We start from the raw sequence: 21,967 nt of genomic DNA, 5'->3' as shown, positions 1-21,967 counted from the left end.
GGACCTGTAGCTCAGTTGGTTAGAGCGTCCGGCTGATAACCGGGAGGTCACAAGTTCGAATCTTGTCAGGTCCACCACTTTCTTTCGCAATAAACACCCCAGCGAGAGCCGAGTCGCCGCTGGGGTGTTTATTACTGTCTCCGTGGGGGTTTAGCTCAGCTGGGAGAGCGCGGGCTTTGCAAGCCTGAGGTCAGGGGTTCGATCCCCCTAACCTCCACCATGATGGACCTGTAGCTCAGTTGGTTAGAGCGTCCGGCTGATAACCGGGAGGTCACAAGTTCGAATCTTGTCAGGTCCACCATCAAAACCGTGAAGAGCCCTGGGGCGTTACCTCGGGGCTTTTTTCTTACCTACAGAAAGTAGTCAAAGCCCCCGTCCCAAATTAACTACTTTGATTTTGTGTGCTGTGCGAAAGTTTGGGTAGTATAGCTATTCAATGCGGCGGGCTGCCGCGTGTTAACCGCTACGTACCGGAGGTGTTCCATGGTTCGTGTCGACATAGAGACCATCGTCATGGCCGCCGGTCCCGTGCCATCGCTTATCGTACTTCGTGAGCGCAGCAGCAAATCGGACTCGCCCGCGCCGCTGCGTTCCCTTTCCATTCAGACTGGTTCGTTTGAAGCTGCTGCCATCAGCCGCGGCATCGATAGCGGCCGCGCCGAGCGCCCGATTACCCATGACCTGCTGCTCGATACCGTTGACGCCCTGGGCGCCAAGCTCGAGCGCATCGAGATCGTTCGCGCCGAGCCGCCGGTGTTCTACGCGACGATTGTCGTGCTGGTCGATGGCGAGGAGCGCAAGATCGACGCCCGCCCCAGTGACGCCATTGCCCTTGCCGTGCGCAGCAATGCCCCCATGTTTGTGGAGGACGACATCATGAATCGCCTGGGCACTGTTTCTACCCACGCCGAGGAAGTCGACGACGAGCAGGAGTTCGAGAAGTTCGACGAGTTCGTCCATACGCTCTCCCCCGATGACTTCTAAATGTCTGGCACGCGAGCGGAGAGGTCGCTGATGGGTACCCGCGTATCGGCTGAAGCGGCCGCCATCGCGCGTGAAGCCCAGATGCGCTCGGAGGCTTCTGAGGCGGCTCGCATTGCCTATGTGACGCAGGCCCGCACGCTTCGCGAGCGCCGCGGCTCGTTTATCAAGATGGTTGTCGTCTCCGCCCTTGTCGCGGCAATCTGCTCGCGCCTTCGTGGTACAGTTGGTGCGCTTGGGTTTTCGATTTCAACGGGCTTGGTAATCTGGGGCGTGGTCGATGCAGTAATGCTGACCAACCAGATCAAGGTACTCGATAAGCGCGCGATGGATATGATGCGCGCCCGCGACGCTGCCGCCAAGATTGCTGCCGAGGCACAAGAACTGTAACGACGCCAGACTCGATGGGAAGGTCTAAAGATGGCACAGGATATGCAGGACGCCGGTAACGTCTCCGCCGAGCTCGACGCCATGGTGTGCGATCTGATTGGCGCCTTCTTGGACGATCTGGCTGCGGGCGAGAACCCGGGCGTGGTTGTGGCAATTGAGGACGCCGCTTCCAACCGCTATCTGGCCGCGCTCGACGAAGATGGCGAGGAGGCATGCCTGGAGGCTGCCACCAACTTTATCTCCGAGCACAAGATGGGTCTTAAGGACGAGGGCCTGGGCCGTATCGCCCGCTATGCCATCGGCTACACCGGTTGTGTCGAAATTGACGGCGGCTATCACGACGCCCTGCTCGTGAGCTTCTTCGAAACCACGCTCGAGAGCGGTTTTTCGGCATACGTGCTGTATGAGGGCATGGGTGCCGGCGATGGTTTTATGTGGAGCGACCCTGAACCTGCAGGTGAGGAAACCCCTCTTATCTAAAATCGCTAAAATAAACGAGTTTTCGGTAAAAGGCTCAATATTCCCGCTGAGCGTTGTATCGCTGGGCGGGCCGCATACGCGTGCCGTTTGTATATGGATAGAAGATAGGGGAACTACATGCGCGTAGACAATCTGAGGAACATCGCCATCATCGCCCACGTCGACCACGGCAAGACGACGATGGTCGACAAGCTCCTGCGTGCCACGGACGCCTTCCGTGCCAACCAGCAGGTCGAGGATCGCGTCCTGGACTCCAACGACCAGGAGCGCGAGCGCGGCATTACGATTCTCGCCAAGAACATCTCTATCGAGTACAAGGACGTCAAGATCAACGTCATCGACACCCCGGGCCACGCCGACTTTGGCGGCGAGGTCGAGCGCGTGCTGCGTATGGCCGACGGCGCCCTGCTGCTGGTCGACGCTTTTGAGGGCCCCATGCCCCAGACCCGCTTCGTGCTGCGTCACGCTATCGACACCGGCCTCAAGATCATGATCGTTATCAACAAGATCGATCGTCCGGGCGCCAACCCCGAGAAGGCCTACAACGACTGCCTGGACCTTATGGCCGACCTGGGTGCCACCGACGACCAGCTCGAGTTCGCCATGGAGCACGTGGTCTACGCCAGCGCCATGAACGGCTTTGCCCGTCTTGACCCCAACGACGGCAACATGGACATGTATCCGCTGCTTGATATGATCATCGACGACATGCCCGCCCCCGAGGTTGACGAGAACGCCCCGCTGGCCATGCAGTGCGTGACCATCGACCACTCCAACTTTGTCGGCCGCATCGGCATCGGTCGCGTGTATTCCGGCGCCATTCACCAGGGCGATCAGATCCTGGTTGTCAAGAACGACGGCTCCAGCGCAACCGCTACCGTCAAGCAGCTCTTTACCTTCGACTACCTGGGCCGCACCGAGTGCCAGGAAGTCGGCGCCGGCGACATTGCCGCCGTTGTGGGCATCGACCGCACCGATATCGGCGATGTCTACACCGACCCCGAGAACCCCGTTGAGCTCGAGCCCATCGAGATCGACCCGCCGACCCTGTCCATCGTCTTTGAGGCTTCGACCTCCCCGCTCGTCGGTCGCGACGGCGACATCGTGGGCGCCCGTCAGCTCAAGGAGCGCCTGTTCAACGAGGCCGAGAACAACGTGACCATGAAGATCGAGGAGCTCGAGGACAAGAGCGGCGTCGAGGTCTCGGGCCGCGGCATCCTGCACCTGTCCGTCCTGATGGAGTCCATGCGCCGCGAGGGCTTTGAGTTCCAGGTCGGCCGTCCCCGCGTTCTGTTTAAGAAGGACGAGAACGGCAACAAGATGGAGCCCGTCGAGCAGGCCGTCGTCGAGTGCCCGGACGAGTACTCGGGCAAGGTCGTTGAGGTCTTCGGTACCTCCGGCGGCATCATGACGAGCATGGATACCTCGGGCATCGTGACGCACCTTGAGTTTAAGATCCCGACGCGTGGCATCATGGGCCTTAAGAACCGCATCATGAACGTCACCCACGGCGAGGGCGTGTTCTACCACACCTTCCTGGAGTACGGTCCCTACGCCGGCGAGATCGGCAACCGTCAGAACGGTGCCATGATCTCCATGACCACCGAGAAGGCCGTTGCCTATGCCCTGGGCACGCTGCAGGAGCGCGGCCAGCTGTTTGTTGAGCCGGGCACCGAGTGCTACGAGGGCATGATCGTGGGCGAGCGCAGCAAGGCCGGCGACATGGTCGTCAACATCGCCCGTACCAAGAACCTGGGCAACCAGCGTTCCTCGACCTCCGATATTTCCGTGCAGCTGGTGCCGCCCCGCACCTTCTCGCTGGAGGAGGCGCTGGAGTACATCGCCGATGACGAGCTGGTGGAGATCACTCCCAAGAATATTCGCCTGCGCAAGCGTCTGCTCAATGCCACCGACCGCAAGAAGGCCGCCGTCCGTGCCGGTCAGGTCAACAAATAAGCGCCGGGCTTTATAGCTTTAATGAGAAAGGGCGTCGACCGCAATGGTCGGCGCCCTTTTTGGTGCATGGGGATTGATGCGGCCTACGCCACCACAAAGGTGCCTGTCCCCTTTGTGGTGGTTGGTGGTTAGGCGGTGGGAAGGCCTGGCGTGTTAGCCGGCTGCTGCGGCTTGAGGTGGGCGTTGTGCCAGATGATCTGGATGGCGTAGCCGAGCGTGAAGACGAAGGCTACGCCGCTGACAAAGTTGCCCATAAGAGGAAGTGCCGTGAGCGCGCCCGCGACGATACCGCCCGCGGCGGCCATGGCGAAGCGGTTTTGGTTGTGTCCGACCATGCGTGCGATCGCGGTACCCGTAAATGCCGCCGAGACCAAAGCGATGCCGATGATGCTGCACATGAGGGCTCCGGCGAGCGACAGGCCTGCAATCGAGATGATAAGCAGCAGGACGGCGGGAGCGATGGCGACCGTGCCCAGAAGGCCACTTACCCACAGCGGCATGGGATGCTGATGGAGCATGCCAGCGGCGCTGGCGGTTGCGCGCGGAAAGACAAGCTCAAGCAGGATAGCGACAAAGCAGGTGGAAAGCGCTGCGGCAACGATGCCGCCGATCATGTCGTTGACCGTAGAGGTGTTCTCGTTCTCGGTCCGGTCGATCTTGAGGGCTCCAACCTGAGCGCCCTCGGCCCGCTCGGGGTCCTGTGAGACGTGGGCGTTCACCGTGCCGGTGATGCGGGCGTTTTTACCCAGGATGAGCTTGTCGGCCCAGACTTCAACATCGCCATCGACGGTGCCGTCGATGGTAACGGTGTCGCCGGCAAGCGCCGCCGATTTGGCGGAGCCGCGCAGGGCGACCGTTTCGCCCGCCGCGTAAAAACAGTTGGCGGTGCTGCCGGTGTTGAGCACGACGTGCTGGCCGGCCACCGTGACGCTGCCATCGATTGCGGTTTTGGCGATATCGATGGTGCGTGCCGCCAGACGAACGGCGCCGCCTACGGTGCAATCGCGAATCGACAGGTTCTCACCCGCCGCGATAATATCGCGGCCGATGGAGGCGTCGTCTAGGTTGAGACTTTGGCCGGCCCAGTACAGGTCGCCTTCGATACCGGACGGAGTTGAGTCAACTTCGGTTGCGAGCACGTTTCCCGCGGTGTCGGTGCCGGCGAACGACACCGTGGGAAGTGCGGTGAGCGCGAGCGCAATCAGCGCGAATAGGATGGTGATGCGGGCCTGCGCTTTGTGGCGCCGGATCGACGGTACTTGGTTGCAAGGCATAGTGAATCCTTCGTTAGATACTCGACAGGTATCTAACAGGGTACCCAACGCGTGGGCGCTCTAAAAGAACCTCTCGGTTGCATTTCGAAGGGTCGTGCCGTGCTGTTTACTTTTTACGGTGCAAGAAGCGCGCGATATCTTCCTCGGTAGGGCTTTTAATGTCAAAGCGCAGTGATAGCCAACGCAGCCCCATGGTCACCACAACGCATACGACCAGCGCGGCAACATTGCTCATGAGGCCGCTCATGACGAGGGCTACATAGCTTGCCGATCCGGCGATGGCCGCGATGGCATAGAAGTTGGTGCGTTGGAAAATGCCCGGGACCACGCCCATAAAGCCGTCGCGCAGCATGCCGCCGCCCACGGCGGTAAAGAAGCCCATCATGATACATACGGCGGGCGCAAATCCGTACACCAACGCCTTGTCCGCGCCGGTTGCTGCATAGATGCCGACTGAGATGATGTCGAGCAGGGGAATGAGTTTTTCGGGCTTGTCGACGATTGCCGGGAAAATGTAGATGATGGCTGCCGTGGCAATGGAAAGCGGGAGCGCCATCGGCTGGTTGAGGATGTAGACGTTGCCCACCTGCAGCGTCATGTCGCGCAAGAGACCGCCGCCCAGACCGCAGACCACCGCGAGCGCGACCGCGCCCACCAGGTCGAGCTTGTGCTCGCGAGCGACCAGCACGCCCGAGATCGATGCCGCGACAACGGCGAACATCTCGAGCCAAAATGGGATAGCGACCATGGCATCCGAGGCGTGTGAAGTAACAGTCATAGCGGCGACGACGGGCAAGATGGGGTCCTTTTGGTTGCGGGTTTAGACAATGCCCGTACATAGTACATGGTTGGCGGGCGTGGTGACCCTATTGCTCGGTAAACGGTCGGGACTGGGAACGGTCATGGGTACCAAACATGTACATCAGCCTCCAAAGATGTCGAAAAATGTCGGTTTTGGAGGGTGACGTACATGTTTGAGATTCAAGGTGCAATCGAAAGCAATGGGGGACGTGGCTGAATAGGAGGGATGTCCAAATTTTGAGCGGAGCTCAAAATTTATTCGGTCGGCTTGCACCGACCGCGCTGCGCTAAAAACGCGCCAGTGGCGCGTTTTCTTTACGCTCCGCGCCCTGGCGGGTTCGAATCCCTCCTCCTCCGCCGTATTTGCTTGTAAGGGACTCTAAACAAAAAAGCCCCCGTTTTCGGGAGCTTTCTCAACCAAAATGGCGGAGGAGGAGGGATTCGAACCCTCGTGACCTTATACAGGCCAAACGGTTTTCGAGACCGCCGCATTCAACCACTCTGCCACCCCTCCGCGTGGGGTAAAAACAAAGCAGGCTCGAAGGCCTGCTTTGGAATTAACTGGCGGAGAGTCAGGGATTTGAACCCTGGAGACGCTTTTGACGCCTACACGATTTCCAATCGTGCTCCTTCGGCCACTCGGACAACTCTCCGTTAAATGCGAAAGTCAGTATACACGAGGAATCGCAAAGTGCAAACAGAAAAGTTGGCATTTTTTAAAACGCTTGGCCGTGCTTGGCGCTGCAGTGGGGCTTGAGGTGCCAAAAAACGGCTTCCGACCAGCGTGGTTGATCAACTCAATTGTTCAAAAAAGGGTATTCATAAGCGACTTGGCAATGAATTTAAAAATCTTTGGGTGGTGCTGTGGGCCACTGGTATGCATTTTGCGACCACAGCCTTGTGCCCGTTGACCTGCGGCTTGGCTCAGCTTGTCCCCACGGCACCGTATCTTGTCAACAGATCCGTCAAGCTTTTGGTCAGCATTTGGTTGGAATGCGCATGAAACGTCGTGTGAGTATGGGCATATGTGGAGGTCATGAGGTTGTAGCTGCATATTCTTGCAGCCTAGGAGGTTGAAAGATATTATTACCAAGTCTTTTCCTGCTTCAGGCGCACCTTCACGACCTGAAGCCACATTTGCCCAGAGGAGGTGACAATATGAAGGCTTATGAACTGCTGTTCTTTGTTGACCCGTCGCTCGACCCCGAGACTCGTCTCGCTGTTATGAAGCGTATCGATACCACGATCGCTGAGGGCGCTGGCAAGGTCGACTCCGTTGACGAGTGGGGCAAGCGCAAGCTCGCCTACGAGATCAACGACCTCACCGATGGTGACTACACCCTCATCAACTTCCACGCAGATCCTACCCAGATCGCCGAGCTTGATCGCGTCCTGCGCATCACCGACGCTGTGGTCCGCCACATGATCGTCCGTCGCGACGACCAGGAGTAAGACTGTCGTTTTGGACTGGGCTTGTGCCCCAAGAGGAAGTAGTGAGTTATGAGCATCAATCGAGTGAACATCACCGGTAACCTCACCCGCGATCCCGAGCTGCGCGCCACTGCCGGCGGAACCCAGGTTCTGTCCTTTGGCGTCGCCGTGAACGATCGTCGCCGCAACGCGCAGACTGGCGAGTGGGAGGACTATCCCAACTTTGTCGACTGCACTATGTTCGGCACCCGCGCCGAGGCCGTGAGCCGTTTCCTGGCAAAGGGAAACAAGGTCGCGATCGAGGGCAAGCTGCGCTACAGCTCTTGGGAGCGCGACGGCCAGCGCCGGAGCAAGCTTGAAGTCATCGTCGATGAGATCGAGTTTATGAGCTCCCGTGGTGGCCAGGGTGGCTACGATCAGGGCGGTTACGCCCCCGCAGCTCCCGCGCCCGCAGCACGTCCTGCCGCACCGGTGGCCACGCCGCCCGCGGTCGACGTCTACGATGAGGACATCCCGTTCTAAGGGTTGTTCACCTATTTTTGAGTGAGAGGCGGCTTCGGTTCGCCGAAGTTGCCAAATGAAAGGTATTTTGACATGGCTAATGATTTTTCTGCACGTCAGCCGCGTCGTAAGTACTGCCAGTTCTGCAAGGAGAACACTGAGTTCATCGACTATAAGGACACTCAGCTTCTCCGTAAGTACATGACCGACCGTGGCAAGATCAAGCCCCGTCGCGTCACTGGCGCTTGCACGCAGCATCAGCATGACATCGCCAACGCCATCAAGCGCGCCCGCGAGATGGCTCTCCTGCCGTACACCGTCCCCGTGGTTTCCTCTCGTGGCAACCGCGACCGCGGCTAAGAAGGGAGACGCATCATGAAGGTTATTCTTCTCGATGAGATCAAGGGCAAGGGCGGCGAGGGTGACGTCGTAGAGGTCGCTCAGGGTTACGCTGAGAACTTCCTGTTCCCCAAGAAGCTCGCTGTTGCCGCCACCAAGGGCAACCTCAAGCAGCTTGACGAGCGTCGCAACAACATCGCCAAGCGCGAGGCCGTCCGTCTGGCTACCGCCAACGAGACCAAGGCTGCCTTCGAGGGCAAGACGGTCACCGTTGACGTCAAGGTCGGCGACGAGGGCATCCTCTTTGGCTCCGTTACCGCCGCTATGATCGCTGACGCCATCAAGGCTCAGCTCGGCATGGACATCGACCGCAAGCGCGTCGAGCTCGGTAAGCCCATCAAGGTTGCCGGTGCCCACACCGTTGCCATCTCGCTGTACCGCGAGATCAAGGCCGAGGTTGTCGTTCTCGTCGGCGTTACCGCCGAGGAGCTCGCTGCCGAGGCTGAGGTCGAGGAGGCCGCTGAGGTCGCCGAGGCCGAGACCGCCGAGGTCGAGACTGAGGCTGCTGCCGAGTAGCATTTGCTGCAACGCAACAATCTTGTTCTAAGAAGGGCGCTCTGGGAAACCAGGGCGCCCTTTTGTTTTTTGCGCTGAGTGAGTGTCATGGTGAACGTTGCGTCGAAGTCCTATATACAGGACCGTTCATCCGTTTCGTCCGGTGATGATTGCCGGGGCGCGGCCCGTTTTGGGACTGTGACTGATACTATGGATGCTCGCAAGCGATATGAATGAGGATGCTCATGGCATATGACGATAGGGAGACCGGGTTGACGGTCGAGGACCGTGGTTCCAAGTTGGGTCTCCCCCAAAACCAAGATGCAGAGGCCAATGTACTGGCCGCCATGCTGCTATCGCCCGAGGTAGTCGAAGAGGCCCAGGTCGAGCTGCAGCCCGATGACTTCTACCGGCCCATTCATAAGACCATCTATACCGCGATGGTCGATATGTACAACAGCCGCATTCCCATCGACTCCATCTCGCTGATCGATTACCTGCGAAGCATCAACAAGCTCGATGCCGTGGGCGGCGAAGCGTACATTTTGGAGTTGATGGGTCAGACCCTGTCGCTCGTCAACTGGCAGCACCATGCCGCTATCGTTCGCCGCGATTCGATGCTGCGTGAGCTGATCGGCGCCACCAACGAGATCAACGCGCTGGCATACAACGCCCCCACCGACACCAAAGAGGTCGTGGAGCTGGCCGAGAGCAAGTTGCTCAAGGTCACGGCGCGCGAGGTCAAGTCGAGCTACAAGACGCTGACCGAGTTTATGGTCGAGGCCTATAACGAGGCCGAGGAAGTGTGCCAGGCCGGCGGCCAGGCTGCGGGCGTGCCCACGGGCTTCCCGTCGCTCGACCGCATGCTCATGGGTTTTCGCGAGGGCCAGCTCATCATCATCGGCGCCCGCCCTGCTGTGGGTAAGACGTCGTTCGCCCTGAACCTGGCGCTCAACGCCGCCGCCGCCGGTTATACCGTCGGCTTCTTCTCTCTGGAGATGTCGGGCAAGGAAATTGCCCAGCGTCTGATTTGCGCCTACGCCATGATTTCGATCAGTGACTTCCGCATGGGCCGCATTAGCCCCGAGCAGTGGGCCAATATCAACGAGGCCACGCAGACCTTGTCCAAGCTCGATATTCTGATTGACGATACGCCCGGCACCACAGTGACCGAAATTCGCGCCAAGAGCCGCCGCATGCTCCACAACAAGGAGAAGGCCATCATCATCCTGGACTACCTGCAGCTGGTGAGTCCTCCGCCGGGACGCCGCTCCGAGAGCCGTACCGTCGAGGTCTCCGAGATGTCGCGTGGTCTGAAGATCATGGCCAAGGAGCTCAAGATCCCGCTCATCGCGCTGTCGCAGCTCTCGCGTCAGGTCGAATCCCGTACCGGCAAGCGCCCGCAGCTTTCCGACCTTCGTGAATCGGGCTCCATCGAGCAGGACGCCGATATCGTTATGTTCTTGGACCGCTCCGCCGACGAGGCCGAAGCCTCGCGCGACGATCGACCCGACGAGGGCGTTACGCGTATCGTCGTGGCCAAGAACCGTTCGGGCCCGATCGGCGACGTCGACCTGATGTTCCTGCCGGCATCCACCAAGTTCTATGAGCTTGATGGGGCACATGCCGAGGAGTAGGACAGGCGCCCGTTGCACGGGTATACTGGGAATGTTTTGTGCTTCTGCGTGCCGGCGTGGCGCGTAGACAGTCCATGAATGTAAGGAGTAAACATGCCGTCAACCGTTTTGGTCGGTGCCCAGTGGGGCGATGAGGGCAAGGGTAAGATTTGCGACCTGGTCGCCGGCGACTTCGATGCCGTCGTGCGCTACTCGGGCGGCAACAACGCCGGTCACACCATCGTCGTCAACGGCAAGAAGTACGGCCTGCACCAGGTGCCCTCCGGCATCATGTATTCCGACCACGTGTCGGTGATCGGTAACGGCTGCGTCGTCAACCCCAAGGTTGTCCTTGAGGAGATCGACATGTTCGAGGCCGACGGCATCACCACCAAGAACCTCAAGATTAGTGGCAACGCGCATGTCATCATGCCGTACCACATCGATCTGGATGGCGCCTTTGAGCAGAAGCTCGGCAAGAAGAACATCGGTACCACCAAGCGCGGTATCGGTCCGTGCTACCAGGACAAGATGGCCCGCATTGGCCTGCGCATGCAGGATATGCTGGACGAGGCGCTGTTCCGCGACAAGCTGGAGACCGCTCTCGCCCGCGTGAACCCCGAGCTCGAGCTCATCTACAACCTGCCCACCTACACCGTGGACCAGATTTGCGACGAGTACCTGCCCATGGCCGAGCGCCTGCGTCCCTACATCACCGAGACGAGCCTGCTGCTCAACAACATGATCGATGAGGGCAAGGACCTGCTGTTTGAGGGCGCCCAGGCGACGTTGCTCGACATCGACCACGGCACCTATCCGTACGTGACGTCTTCCAACTGCACCGCCGGCGGCGCCATCACCGGCTCCGGCGTGGGCATGAAGAACGTCGACCGCGTGCTGGGCGTCATGAAGGCCTATATCACCCGCGTCGGTTCGGGCCCCATGCCCACCGAGCTTTCCTATGAGTCCGAGGCCGGCCACACGCTGACCGAGGAGGGCTATGAGTACGGTGTGACCACCGGTCGCCGTCGTCGCTGCGGCTGGTTCGACGGCCCCATCGCCAACTACGCCTCACGCGTCAACGGCCTCACCGATATCGCCCTGACTAAGCTCGACGTGCTTTCGGCCTTCGACACCATCAAGGTGTGCGTGGCCTACGACGTCGATGGCGAGCGCTACACCAGCGTGCCCGAGCATCAGGTGCGCTTTGAGCATGCCAAGCCCATCTACGAGGAGCTCCCCGGCTGGAAGTGCGACATCACCGGTTGCCGCAGCTTTGATGAGCTGCCGCAGGAGGCTCAGGACTACGTGGCGTTTATCGAGGATCTGGCACACACCCGCGTGACGTTCATTGGTGTCGGCGCCGGTCGCGAGCAGATCATCAACCGATTCTGGAAGTAATCGGGACTATTTGGTTATTGCGATATACCCCTTTGCAGCCCAAGCGGGCGGCCGAGGGGTATATTTGCTTGCAAAGGGCTCGCGCGGAGCGGGCCATTCATCCATAGAGGAGGCACCCTTGAAGGCGGACACTCAAACCATCGACATCCTGTTGTTGGGCAGCGGCGGCCGTGAGCATGCTTTGGCAGCTAAGCTCGCAGCATCACCGCGCGCCGGCAAGCTCTACATCGCGCCGGGCAACGGCGGCACCGCGAGCTGCGGCGAGAACGTTGTTCTCGACGACTGCGATCCTGCGGCCGTGGCGGCGTTTGCGCAGAGCCACGGATGCGGACTCGTGGTAATTGGCCCCGAGGCTCCGCTCGTGGCGGGCGTGGCCGACGCCGTGCGCGCGGCGGGTATTCCCTGCTTTGGCCCGGGTGCCGAGGGCGCCCAGATGGAGGGCTCCAAGCTGTTCTCCAAGCAGCTCATGGAGCGCGCGGGCATTCCGACGGCAGCCTACGGCTCGTTTACCGACGAGGCTTCGGCTCTTGCTTATGTGCGTGAGCAGGGCGCTCCGCTGGTCGTCAAGGCCGACGGCCTTGCCGCGGGCAAGGGCGTTATCGTGGCGACCGAACTTGAGCAGGCCGAGGAGGCCGTGCGCGAGTGCTTTGGCGGCACCTTTGGCGATGCCGGCAACACCGTGGTTATCGAGGAGATGCTGACCGGCCCCGAGTGCTCGCTTTTGGCCTTTACCGACGGCAAGACCGTGCGCCCCATGGCCACCTCGCAGGACCACAAGCGCGCGCTCGAGGGCGACAAGGGCCCCAACACCGGCGGCATGGGCGTCTACAGCCCGGTGCCCGTCGTGACCGACGAGGAGCACGCCACCATGGTGAAGGTCATGGAGCAGACCGTTGCCGAGCTTGCTGCCGAGGGTATCGACTACCGCGGCTGCCTGTACGGCGGCTTTATGCTCACGCCCGCCGGCCCCAAGGTGCTGGAGTTCAATGCCCGCTTTGGCGACCCCGAGACACAGGTCGTGCTGCCGCGCCTTAAGAACGACCTGGTTGAGGTCATGCTGGCCTGCGCCAACTGTGAGCTCGATCAGATTGAGCTCGACTGGCGTGACGAGTGGGCCGTGGCCGTTGTCCTGACGAGCGCGGGCTATCCCGGCAGCTACGAGAAGGGCAAGGTCATCACTGGCATTGAGGATGCCGAGGCCATGGAGAACGTGACCGTGTACCACGCGGGCACTGCCGTGGTGGACGGCCAGCTCGTGACCAATGGTGGCCGCGTGCTTGCCGTGACCGCTCTGGGCGACACGTTCGAGAACGCTCGCAACCTTGCCTACGAGGCCTGCGAGAAGATTGATTTTGAGGGTAAGACCCTGCGTCACGACATCGGCCTGCGCGCGCTGCGCGGCCGCGACGCCTGGGATGCCTAAAGTCCGAGAGGAATGAGACGGATGGACGAAAAGAACGAAGAGCTCGTGGATGCGCAGATCGTCGAGGAAGACAGCCGCGTGTATGGGCACGCCGAGGGCGAACCCGGCGGCGAGGTCGCTGACGAGTCGGCGCTGGTGCTGGGCGACGATGACCCGCACGATGCCGAGCTGCACGAGAAGATTCTTTCGGAGGAGTGCGCCTGGAAGGGCAAGATCCTCGACGTCCACCGTCTTGAGGTTGAGCTGCCCAACGGTCGCCGCAGCGCCCGTGATATCGTTCGCCATCCGGGTGCGGCGGCCGTTGTGGCGCTGACCGAGAGCGGTAAGATCGTACTGGTGCGTCAGTACCGCACCGCCATCGACCGCGTGACGGTCGAGATTCCCGCCGGCAAGCTCGATCCAGGCGAGGACCCGCTCGATTGCGCCAAGCGCGAACTGCATGAGGAGACGGGCTTTAGGGCTGGTCGTATTCGCTTTTTGACGTCGATTGTCACGTCCTGCGGTTTTTGCGATGAGATCATCCACATCTACTTGGCTACCAAGCTCGAGTTTGATGCGCCCAACCCCGATGATGACGAGTTTGTCAACGTGGACCTGGTGCCGCTGCACGAGTTGATCGACGCCGTACTCGACGGCAAGATCGAAGACGCCAAGACCGTCGTGGGCGCCTTGGCCTGCGATAGCATCGCGCATCGCCTTGGGGGTGCGGAGCTTTAACGAGCGGGGATGATCCCGCAGGTTTGTGTAAGTCAGCGAAAGTGCTCCATTTGAGACAAGGTGGCCCAAAAGAGGAGGGAAGCGTATGGATATACGCGACCGACGATTGAAGGCCAGATTGTCCAAATGGAGCACTTGCAGCGTCGAGACGAAACGCGGTTTGGTAAAACCGCGTAAGGTGATTATGCTGAAGAGGTTTCTTTCTTACTACAGGCCCCAGATGGGGCTTTTTGTTGCTGATACTGTTTGTGCTCTGGTGCTTGCCGCCATTGACCTGGCGTTCCCCATTATCCTGCGCAATTTGACCGGTGGGCTCTTTACTCAGGGTCAGGCTGTCATTATGCAGGCGCTCGGCATGATCGCGGTGGGCTTGGTGCTGATGTATGCCGCCCGCTGCGCCTGCCGCTATTTTGTGAGCTATTGGGGTCACGTGATGGGCGCGCGTATGGAGTCCAAGATGCGCGAGGACCTGTTTGACCAGTATGAGCGCTTTAGCTTTGCGTACTTTGACCGCAACAGCTCGGGCGACATGATGAGCCGCGTGGTCAACGACCTGTTCGATATCTGCGAGGCGGCGCACCACGTGCCCGAGTGGATCATCATCTGCGGCATCGAGATTATCGGCTCGTTTGTGATCCTCTTTACCATCGCCCCGGTGCTGGCGCTCGCCATGGCCGTGGTGACGGCGGCGTTTGCGGTCATCATGTTTTGGCAGAACATGCGCATGCGCGAGGTCTTTAGCGACAACCGCAAAAAGATCAGCGGCATCAATGCGCAGCTGCAGGATTCGCTGGCGGGCATGCGCGTGGTCAAGAGTTTTGCCAATGAGGAGACCGAACGCTTCAAGTTCCGCGCCTCCAACAATCGCTACCTTTCGTCCAAGGAGAACATGTATCACGCCATGGGCGTCTATACCGCGACGTATGGCCTGCTCTCGGGTGTGCTCTATGTGATCGTGGTGCTGCTGGGCGGCTGGCTGGTCGCCCAGGGACAGCTGCAGGCGGTCGATATGGCGACCTTTGCACTCTATATTTCGCTGTTCTGCACGCCGCTCGAGACACTCGTCAATTCGGCCGAAACGTATCAGAAGGCCATCGCCGGCTTTAAGCGCATGGACGAGGTGCTCTCGACCGCGCCGGATATCCAGGACAAGCCGGGCGCTACGGATCTGCAGGTGACTGCCGGCGCCGTGGAGTATCACGACGTGTGCTTTAACTACGAGGACGTTGAGCTGGGCGAGGGCGATGCCGAAGAGCGTCCCGTTATCGACCATATGAATCTGTCCATCAAGCCTGGGCAGACCATCGCTTTGGTTGGCCCTTCGGGCGGCGGCAAGTCCACGACCTGTTCGCTGCTGCCGCGCTTTTATGACGTGGCTGCCGGATCCATTAGCATCGACGGCCAGGACGTGCGCGATGTGACGCAGCAGAGCCTGCGTCGCGCCATCGGCCTGGTGCAGCAGGATGTCTATCTGTTTGACGGCACGATTGGCGAGAACATCGCCTACGGCAAGCCGGGCGCTACGGCAGGAGAGATCGCCGAGGCCGCCCGTCGCGCCAACATCGATGCCTTTATCGAGTCGCTTCCACAGGGTTATGACACGGTCGTGGGCGAGCGTGGCAGCCGTCTTTCGGGCGGACAGAAGCAACGCGTTGCCATTGCGCGCGTGTTTCTCAAGAACCCCAAGATCCTGATTTTGGACGAGGCGACGAGTGCTTTGGATAACGAGAGCGAGGAGGCGGTCCAGGAGTCGCTCGAAGAGCTGGCACGCGGCCGTACCACAATCATCATCGCCCACCGTCTCTCGACCATTAAACACGCCGATGAGATTGCGACCGTTGAGCATGGTCGCGTTGTGGAACGTGGCACGCATGAACAGCTTCTCGCCCGTGGCGGCACCTATGCCCGTTACTATCGAATGCAGTTCGAAGGTGCGCGTGCGCACGAGCTCGACTGATTGATATGACAGGAAGTTTATGGCTGACAAGAACCCTTTGACTCCGGAAGAAGTGACGGAGTTATTCTCCGAAATCGATGCATCCGGTGTCTTGGATCCCACGCTTGCCAAAAAGCGAACCGAGCGCATGCGTGAGAAGGAGGCTGCGGCCAAGCGCGGTGACAAAGCGGCGCTAGCGCAGCTGCGCAGCGAGGACCGCGCGAGCCAGGCAAAACATATCGACCCGCTGTCCGAGGACGACCCTTCGGGCTCGCAGGTGAGCCATACCATTACGAAGACTGCCATGGCCGTGGTCATCGGCATCTTGGTGCTGATTGTGGGCATGCAGATTGGCTACGGCGTGATGCGACGCCTGAACACCGCCAACCTGTCCGAGAGCGTTTCGGTGGATACCGTTTCGACGGCGCTGAAGGGCGGCCTTGAGTGGGGCAACGGCTTTACGCAGTTCCCGCTCGACTTTACCGTCGATGAAGCTGATGAGCGTACGGGCACGGTCGAGGTGACGGTGTTGGACACATCGTCTGCCAACGAGCTCGAGCTGCTGTCCAACGGGCAGATTCAGGCCGCTGCGCTTGCGACCAACGCGCTGCTCAACGATAAGATCGACCGCGTGGTGTATAACGTTCACGCCTATATCGACGAGGATAGCAACATTCAGCACGATTCCTTCTTTGGCATGTTTCCCGCGCGGGGTCATCAGAGCGCCATTTTGACGTTTGTGTGGACCAAGAGCTCATCCAACGCCACGAGTATCGACTGGAAGATGCGCATCGTAAGCATGGACGACACCATTGCCGAGCGCATTCAAAAACAGGTGAACTCGGTTTCGTCGCTGATCGAGGACCCGGTGGTGAGCCAGACCAAGATTGACGAGGAAAAGGCCGAACGTGACCTGGAGCATCGTCTGCATGGCCGCGAGATTTTCCGCGGCGGCAAGCCCGATCGCTCACCGTCCGATCTGCTGGAACAGGACAAGCAAAAGTAAGAGGCCATTATCCCGCGTGAGCCACAAGCCCACGCGGGATAATTTTTCTGGGACGGGGATTAAATAATCATTATGCATAGAAAGTCATAATTATCATTTCGTAAACATTTCGATGAAATTAACGCCATGAGGCATGCTTGCGGTTACAATACCGCGAGGCCTAACTACACACCTTTAAGCCGGTCCTGTGAGACCGGGAAGGAGAATTATGGCGAACAACCATACCGCGGGCGCTGCCGCCCGCACCTTCGCGCCCAGCGAGCTTTGCCAGCGTATGCTGGCCAAAACCAGCAAGGGCACCTGCGGTCCCTGTATCCTGTATCTTGAGGATGGGACCATTTTTTATGGACGTGCATGCGGCGCCGAGGGCACCGCGACCGGCGAAGTCTGCTTCAACACCTCGCTCGAGGGCTACTTTGAGGTCATGACCGACCCGAGTTATGCCGGCCAAATTGTAACCATGACCTATCCGCAGATCGGCAATTACGGTATCGACGAGACCGATGTCCAGTCGGCCTTCCCCGGCGACGCCGTGCGCCCTGCGAGCGCTCCGGCTATGCGCGGCATGATCGTTCGCGATATGTGCGCCACGCCTTCTAACTGGCGCTCGGCCGTCAGCGTGCCGGAGTACCTGCGCGCTCACGGCATCGTCGCTATCGAGGGTATCGACACCCGCGCTCTGGTGCGCCATCTGCGCGACAATGGTTCCAAGATGGGCATTATCTCGACCGAGATCTTCGACGTCGACGAGCTTGCCGAGCGCTTGTCCGCTGCGCCCACGCTGGTAGGCGAGAACCTGGTCAAGACCGTAAGTTGCCCCGCGCCTCACGAGTTTGTGGCCGCCGACCTGCCTGCCACGCATGACTTTGCGCTTGCGGCTGCCGCTCCTGCCCGTCACAAAGTGGTCGCCTACGACTGCGGTGTGAAGCGCGGTATTCTGGAGGGCCTGGTCCGTGCCGGCTGCGATCTCACCGTCGTGCCGTGGGATACGCCCGCCCAGCAGGTGCTCGACATGAATCCCGATGGCGTCTTTTTGTCCAACGGCCCCGGCGACCCCGATGCCGTGGTGGAGACCTATGAGCAGGTACAGCAGCTGATCGGCAAGGTGCCGGTCTTTGGCATTTGCCTCGGTCACCAGATGATCAGCCTGGCCTGCGGCGCCCAAATGGAAAAGCTTAAATTCGGTCACCGTGGCGGTAACCAGCCGGTTATGAATCTGGTGAGCCGTCGCGTGGAGATCACCGCGCAAAACCACGGCTTTGGCCTGCTGTTCCCCAGTCTGGGCAAACTGATTCCGGAGCTTTCCGGCGGCGAAACCGAGCATGCGGCCGACGGTGACCTGCGCGCCTGGGTGCGTCGCGGCATCGCGCCGGTCGTGATGAACGAGCGCTTTGGTCGCATTCGCCTGACACATGTGAACCTCAACGACGGCACCGCCGAGGGCATCCAGCTGCTCGACGCCCCGTGTTTCTCGGTCCAGTACCACCCCGAGGCTTCGCCTGGCCCCACCGATGCCCACTATCTCTTTACCGCCTTTACGCGACTCATGGACGGCGAGGAGAACTACCTGGACATCGACACCGCGAAGGACCGCCTCGCCGGCTGGAATTTCGCCGAGTCCGAGAACGCTGCGACCGAGGAGAACTAACATGCCTAAACGTACTGACATCAAGCGCATCCTCGTTATTGGTTCGGGCCCTATCGTCATTGGCCAGGCCTGTGAGTTCGACTACTCCGGCGCACAGGCCTGCAAGGTGCTCAAGGAGGATGGCTTTGAGGTCATCCTGGTCAACTCCAATCCGGCGACCATCATGACCGACCCGGGTCTTGCCGACCGCACCTATGTCGAGCCCATCACCGCCGAGTTTATCGAGCGCGTAATCAAGAAAGAGCGCCCGGACGCGCTGCTGCCCACGCTGGGCGGCCAGACCGGTCTGAACGCCGCCGTCGAGCTGGCAAAGGACGGCACGCTCGACAAGTACGGCGTCGAGATGATCGGCTGCGACCTGGCCGCTATCGAGCGCGGCGAGGACCGCAAACTCTTTAACGAGGCCATGGCCGAGATCGGCCTGGAGGTTGCGCGCTCGGGCTATGCCTACAGCGTGGCCGACGCCGAGGCTATCGCCGAGCGTGTGGGATATCCCTGCGTACTGCGCCCGAGCTTTACCCTCGGTGGCGCCGGCGGCGGCATCGCGCATACCCACGAGGAGCTCGTCTCCATCGTGAGCCAGGGCCTTGAGCTCTCGCCTGCCCATGAGGTGCTGGTCGAGGAGTCCATCGAGGGTTGGAAAGAGTATGAGATGGAGGTCATGCGCGACCACGCCGGCAACGGCATCATCGTGTGCTCCATCGAGAACCTCGACCCCATGGGCGTGCACACCGGCGACTCCATCACCGTGGCGCCGGCGCAGACGCTCTCCGACCTTGAGTACCAGCGCATGCGTGTCGCCTCGCTCGCCATCTTGGGGAAGATCGGCGTCGAGACCGGCGGCTCCAACGTGCAGTTTGCCGTGAACCCCCAGACCGGCCGCCTGATCGTCATCGAGATGAACCCGCGCGTGAGCCGTTCGTCCGCACTGGCCTCCAAGGCCACGGGCTTCCCCATCGCCAAGGCCGCCGCTCGCCTGGCCGTGGGCCACACGCTCGACGAGATCGTCAACGACATCACCAAGGCAACGCCCGCCTGCTTTGAGCCCACAATCGACTACTGCGTCGTCAAGGTGCCGCGCTTTGCCTTCGAGAAGTTTAAAGGCACTGATCCTACGCTCACCACGCGCATGAAGGCCGTGGGCGAGATTATGGCGATCGGCCGCACCTTTGAGGAGGCCTTCGGCAAGGCCATGCGCTCACTGGAGGACGGTCACCAGGGCATCTGCGCCGGTGGCAAGGAGGGTGCCGACAAGCTGAGCGACGATGAGCTCGCTCAGGCCGTGGCAACCCCGACCGAGCACCGCATCTTCTTTGTGGTCGAGGCCCTGCGCCGTGGCTGGGACATCGCCCACATCCATGCCATCTGCGGTATCGATCCGTGGTACCTCAACCGTATCAACGACATGGTGCAGGTCCAGGAGAGCATCCGCGGCCTGCGTGTGGAGGATATCGACGCCGACGCGATGCGCCTGCTCAAGCAGTACGGCACGAGCGACGCCGAGATTGCCGCGCTGACCGGCTCGGACGAGCGCTTTGTGCGCGCCTATCGCAAGGGTCTGGGCGTGGTCCCCAGCATGAAGACGGTCGATACCTGCGCTGCGGAGTTCTCGAGCGCCACGGAGTACCATTACAAGACCTACGAGAATATCTTCCGCACGAGCCCGGATGCCAAGAAGTGCGTGGCTCCCGACGAGACCACGCCGGCGGACAAGCCCAAGGCGATGATCCTGGGCGCCGGCCCCAACCGCATTGGCCAAGGTATCGAGTTCGATTACTGCTGCGTGCACGCGAGCTACGCACTGGCGGCTCGCGGCTTCGAGACCATCATAGTCAACTGCAACCCCGAGACCGTTTCGACTGACTACGACACCTCGGACCGCTTGTACTTTGAGCCGCTCACCTACGAGGACGTCATGGACGTTATCGATGTCGAGCGCCCCGACGGCGTCGTGGTGACGCTCGGTGGCCAGACCCCGCTTAAGCTGGCGCGCATGCTCGAGGAGAGCGGCGTGAACATTATGGGCACCAAGCCCGATGCCATCGACTTTGCCGAGGACCGCGAGCGCTTCGCCGCCCTGCTCGACAAGCTGGGCATCATGTACCCGCCGGCGGGCCAAGCCATCTCGTTTGAGGAGGCCGAGGCCGTGGCCGCGCACATCGGCTATCCGCTGCTGGTGCGCCCGAGCTATGTGCTGGGCGGCCGCGGCATGATGATCGCCTACGATGCCGAGCATCTGCGCGATTACATGGCCGAGGCTGCGCGCATTAGCCCCGACTACCCGGTGTACCTGGACCGCTTCCTGGAGGGTGCGATCGAGTCCGACGTCGACGCCCTGTGCGATGGCGAAGAGGTATACATCGGCGGCATCCTGGAGCATATCGAGGAAGCCGGTATTCACTCCGGCGACTCAGCGACCTGCATTCCGCCGTTTAGCTTTAGCGAGAGCCTGCAGGCGAAGCTCCGCGAGACCACGCGCCGCATCGCGATGGCGCTGGGCGTGCGCGGCCTGGTCAACGTGCAGTACGCCATTAAGGGCGAGACCGTCTACGTGATCGAGGCCAACCCGCGTGCCAGCCGCACCGTGCCGTTCATCTCCAAGGCAACCGGCGTGCCGCTGGCCAAGTGCGCGGCGCGCATTATGGCAGGCGATTCCATCGCCAGCCTTGGCCTGCCGAGCGACGAGCGTCAGCTGGACTGGTTCTGCATGAAGGAAGCCGTTATGCCCTGGGGTCGTTTCCCGGGAGCCGACGTTATCCTGGGGCCCGAGATGAAGTCGACGGGCGAGGTCATGGGTGTTGCCAAGAGCTATCCCGAGGCATATGCCAAGACGCAGCTGGCGATTGACTACAAGCTGCCCGACCCGAGCGCCGGCAAGGTGTTCATTAGCGTGTGCGACCGCGATAAGCGGCATATTCTTTCGGTCGTCCGCACCCTGCGCTACCTGGGCTTTGATATCTGCTCCACCGAAGGTACGGCGCGCGTGCTGCGCGGCGGTAACGTGACCTGCGAAATCGTGGAAAAGATCAGCGGCCCGCACGACGGCGAGCGCCCCAACATCGGCGACCTCATCGCCGATGGCAAGATCGCGGTGATCATCAACACGCCGTACGGTCCGGGCTCGCGCGGCGACGGCTATCTGCTGCGCACCGAGGCGGTGCGACGCGGTGTGACCTGCGTGACCGCGATGTCTGCCGCCAACACGTATGTGAGTGCCATCGAGGCAGTGCGCGAGGACCAGCAGGGTCACGGCAGCGCCAACGACATGGGCATGGACGTCATCGCCCTGCAGGACCTGCCGCAGTACACGGTGTAGATTGAGCTGGCCGGCCGGGGCGGAGGGGGCTGAGTTTCTCACTGAGCGACTCTGCTTGCAGCCGGAGCGAAGGGGGAAACTCAGCCCCCTCCGCCCCGGCCTACGGTGACTCGGTTGCACCGTGTGCTGCCGAAGGGGCTTTGCGCGATGACTAGGGCTGAATAAAAAGTGAGTGTGGGCGCCGTCGTTCGTTAGA

The 21,967-nt window shown here is 60.8% G+C and carries 18 protein-coding genes and 5 tRNA genes; 19 read left to right on the top strand and 4 right to left on the bottom strand.

Annotated features, from left to right (window positions below):
• The 7 genes from PMX72_RS09295 (at position 1) to typA (ending at position 3,807) form a co-directional block, all read left to right on the top strand.
• Positions 1-77: transfer RNA gene (locus PMX72_RS09295), tRNA-Ile, on the top strand.
• Between the two features lie 67 nt (positions 78-144).
• A tRNA-Ala gene (locus PMX72_RS09290) sits at positions 145-220 on the top strand.
• A gap of 4 nt (positions 221-224) precedes the next feature.
• Positions 225-301, top strand: a tRNA-Ile gene (locus PMX72_RS09285).
• A gap of 182 nt (positions 302-483) precedes the next feature.
• On the top strand, positions 484-984 hold the full coding sequence (locus tag PMX72_RS09280; RefSeq protein WP_271729417.1) for a bifunctional nuclease family protein: 501 nt from the start codon (positions 484-486) through the stop codon (positions 982-984).
• A 30-nt stretch (positions 985-1,014) separates the two neighbouring features.
• Positions 1,015-1,371 (top strand): hypothetical protein, encoded by a 357-nt coding sequence (locus PMX72_RS09275; RefSeq protein ID WP_055251342.1) that lies wholly within the window; start codon positions 1,015-1,017, stop codon positions 1,369-1,371.
• Positions 1,372-1,401: 30 nt separating this feature from the next.
• Positions 1,402-1,851: a hypothetical protein gene (locus tag PMX72_RS09270; protein WP_089572580.1), complete on the top strand. Its 450-nt coding sequence runs from the start codon at positions 1,402-1,404 to the stop codon at positions 1,849-1,851.
• Positions 1,852-1,968: 117 nt separating this feature from the next.
• On the top strand, positions 1,969-3,807 hold the full coding sequence (typA, locus tag PMX72_RS09265; protein ID WP_055287536.1) for a translational GTPase TypA: 1,839 nt from the start codon (positions 1,969-1,971) through the stop codon (positions 3,805-3,807).
• A gap of 128 nt (positions 3,808-3,935) precedes the next feature.
• On the opposite strand, the gene PMX72_RS09260 is transcribed toward typA, so the two are convergent.
• From PMX72_RS09260 to PMX72_RS09245, 4 genes are all read right to left on the bottom strand, one after another.
• A complete protein-coding gene (locus PMX72_RS09260; protein WP_271729419.1) occupies positions 3,936-5,081 on the bottom strand; it encodes a bactofilin family protein in 1,146 nt (381 codons plus the stop codon).
• A 106-nt stretch (positions 5,082-5,187) separates the two neighbouring features.
• Positions 5,188-5,877, bottom strand: a complete 690-nt coding sequence (locus tag PMX72_RS09255; protein ID WP_233539158.1) for a trimeric intracellular cation channel family protein — start codon at positions 5,875-5,877, stop codon at positions 5,188-5,190.
• Between the two features lie 428 nt (positions 5,878-6,305).
• A tRNA-Ser gene (locus PMX72_RS09250) sits at positions 6,306-6,396 on the bottom strand.
• A 48-nt stretch (positions 6,397-6,444) separates the two neighbouring features.
• A tRNA-Ser gene (locus PMX72_RS09245) sits at positions 6,445-6,535 on the bottom strand.
• 505 nt (positions 6,536-7,040) lie between these two features.
• Here PMX72_RS09245 and rpsF point away from each other — a divergent pair.
• The 12 genes from rpsF (at position 7,041) to carB (ending at position 21,771) form a co-directional block, all read left to right on the top strand.
• Positions 7,041-7,334, top strand: coding sequence for a 30S ribosomal protein S6 (rpsF, locus tag PMX72_RS09240; RefSeq protein ID WP_006235831.1), 294 nt, complete (start codon positions 7,041-7,043; stop codon positions 7,332-7,334).
• Positions 7,335-7,382: 48 nt separating this feature from the next.
• Complete coding sequence (locus PMX72_RS09235) at positions 7,383-7,835, top strand: single-stranded DNA-binding protein (protein ID WP_006235830.1); 453 nt, start codon at positions 7,383-7,385, stop codon at positions 7,833-7,835.
• A 72-nt stretch (positions 7,836-7,907) separates the two neighbouring features.
• Positions 7,908-8,174 (top strand): 30S ribosomal protein S18, encoded by a 267-nt coding sequence (gene rpsR, locus PMX72_RS09230; RefSeq protein ID WP_006235829.1) that lies wholly within the window; start codon positions 7,908-7,910, stop codon positions 8,172-8,174.
• Positions 8,175-8,189: 15 nt separating this feature from the next.
• Positions 8,190-8,729 (top strand): 50S ribosomal protein L9, encoded by a 540-nt coding sequence (gene rplI / locus PMX72_RS09225; RefSeq protein WP_022094073.1) that lies wholly within the window; start codon positions 8,190-8,192, stop codon positions 8,727-8,729.
• Positions 8,730-8,947: 218 nt separating this feature from the next.
• On the top strand, positions 8,948-10,345 hold the full coding sequence (gene dnaB / locus PMX72_RS09220; RefSeq protein ID WP_006235827.1) for a replicative DNA helicase: 1,398 nt from the start codon (positions 8,948-8,950) through the stop codon (positions 10,343-10,345).
• A 93-nt stretch (positions 10,346-10,438) separates the two neighbouring features.
• Positions 10,439-11,725 (top strand): adenylosuccinate synthase, encoded by a 1,287-nt coding sequence (locus PMX72_RS09215; protein WP_055251352.1) that lies wholly within the window; start codon positions 10,439-10,441, stop codon positions 11,723-11,725.
• A gap of 118 nt (positions 11,726-11,843) precedes the next feature.
• Entirely contained in the window at positions 11,844-13,148 is a 1,305-nt protein-coding gene (purD, locus tag PMX72_RS09210) for a phosphoribosylamine--glycine ligase (RefSeq protein ID WP_271729808.1), read from the top strand.
• 21 nt (positions 13,149-13,169) lie between these two features.
• Positions 13,170-13,865 (top strand): NUDIX domain-containing protein, encoded by a 696-nt coding sequence (locus tag PMX72_RS09205; protein ID WP_192934495.1) that lies wholly within the window; start codon positions 13,170-13,172, stop codon positions 13,863-13,865.
• A 184-nt stretch (positions 13,866-14,049) separates the two neighbouring features.
• Positions 14,050-15,822 (top strand): ABC transporter ATP-binding protein, encoded by a 1,773-nt coding sequence (locus PMX72_RS09200; protein WP_271729809.1) that lies wholly within the window; start codon positions 14,050-14,052, stop codon positions 15,820-15,822.
• Positions 15,823-15,841: 19 nt separating this feature from the next.
• The gene (locus tag PMX72_RS09195; protein WP_117564028.1) at positions 15,842-16,807 is read left to right on the top strand and encodes a hypothetical protein; all 966 of its coding nucleotides are present in this window, start codon (positions 15,842-15,844) and stop codon (positions 16,805-16,807) included.
• Positions 16,808-17,015: 208 nt separating this feature from the next.
• Positions 17,016-18,455, top strand: coding sequence for a glutamine-hydrolyzing carbamoyl-phosphate synthase small subunit (carA, locus tag PMX72_RS09190; protein WP_118065898.1), 1,440 nt, complete (start codon positions 17,016-17,018; stop codon positions 18,453-18,455).
• Between the two features lies 1 nt (position 18,456).
• Complete coding sequence (gene carB, locus PMX72_RS09185; protein WP_271729810.1) at positions 18,457-21,771, top strand: carbamoyl-phosphate synthase large subunit; 3,315 nt, start codon at positions 18,457-18,459, stop codon at positions 21,769-21,771.
• Positions 21,772-21,967 lie beyond the last annotated feature (196 nt).

The sequence above is a fragment of the Collinsella aerofaciens genome, from assembly GCF_028207065.1.
Lineage (GTDB): Bacteria > Actinomycetota > Coriobacteriia > Coriobacteriales > Coriobacteriaceae > Collinsella > Collinsella aerofaciens_AR.
Note: the sequence above shows the minus strand (reverse complement) of the source record. Positions and strands in the feature narration are given on the sequence as shown.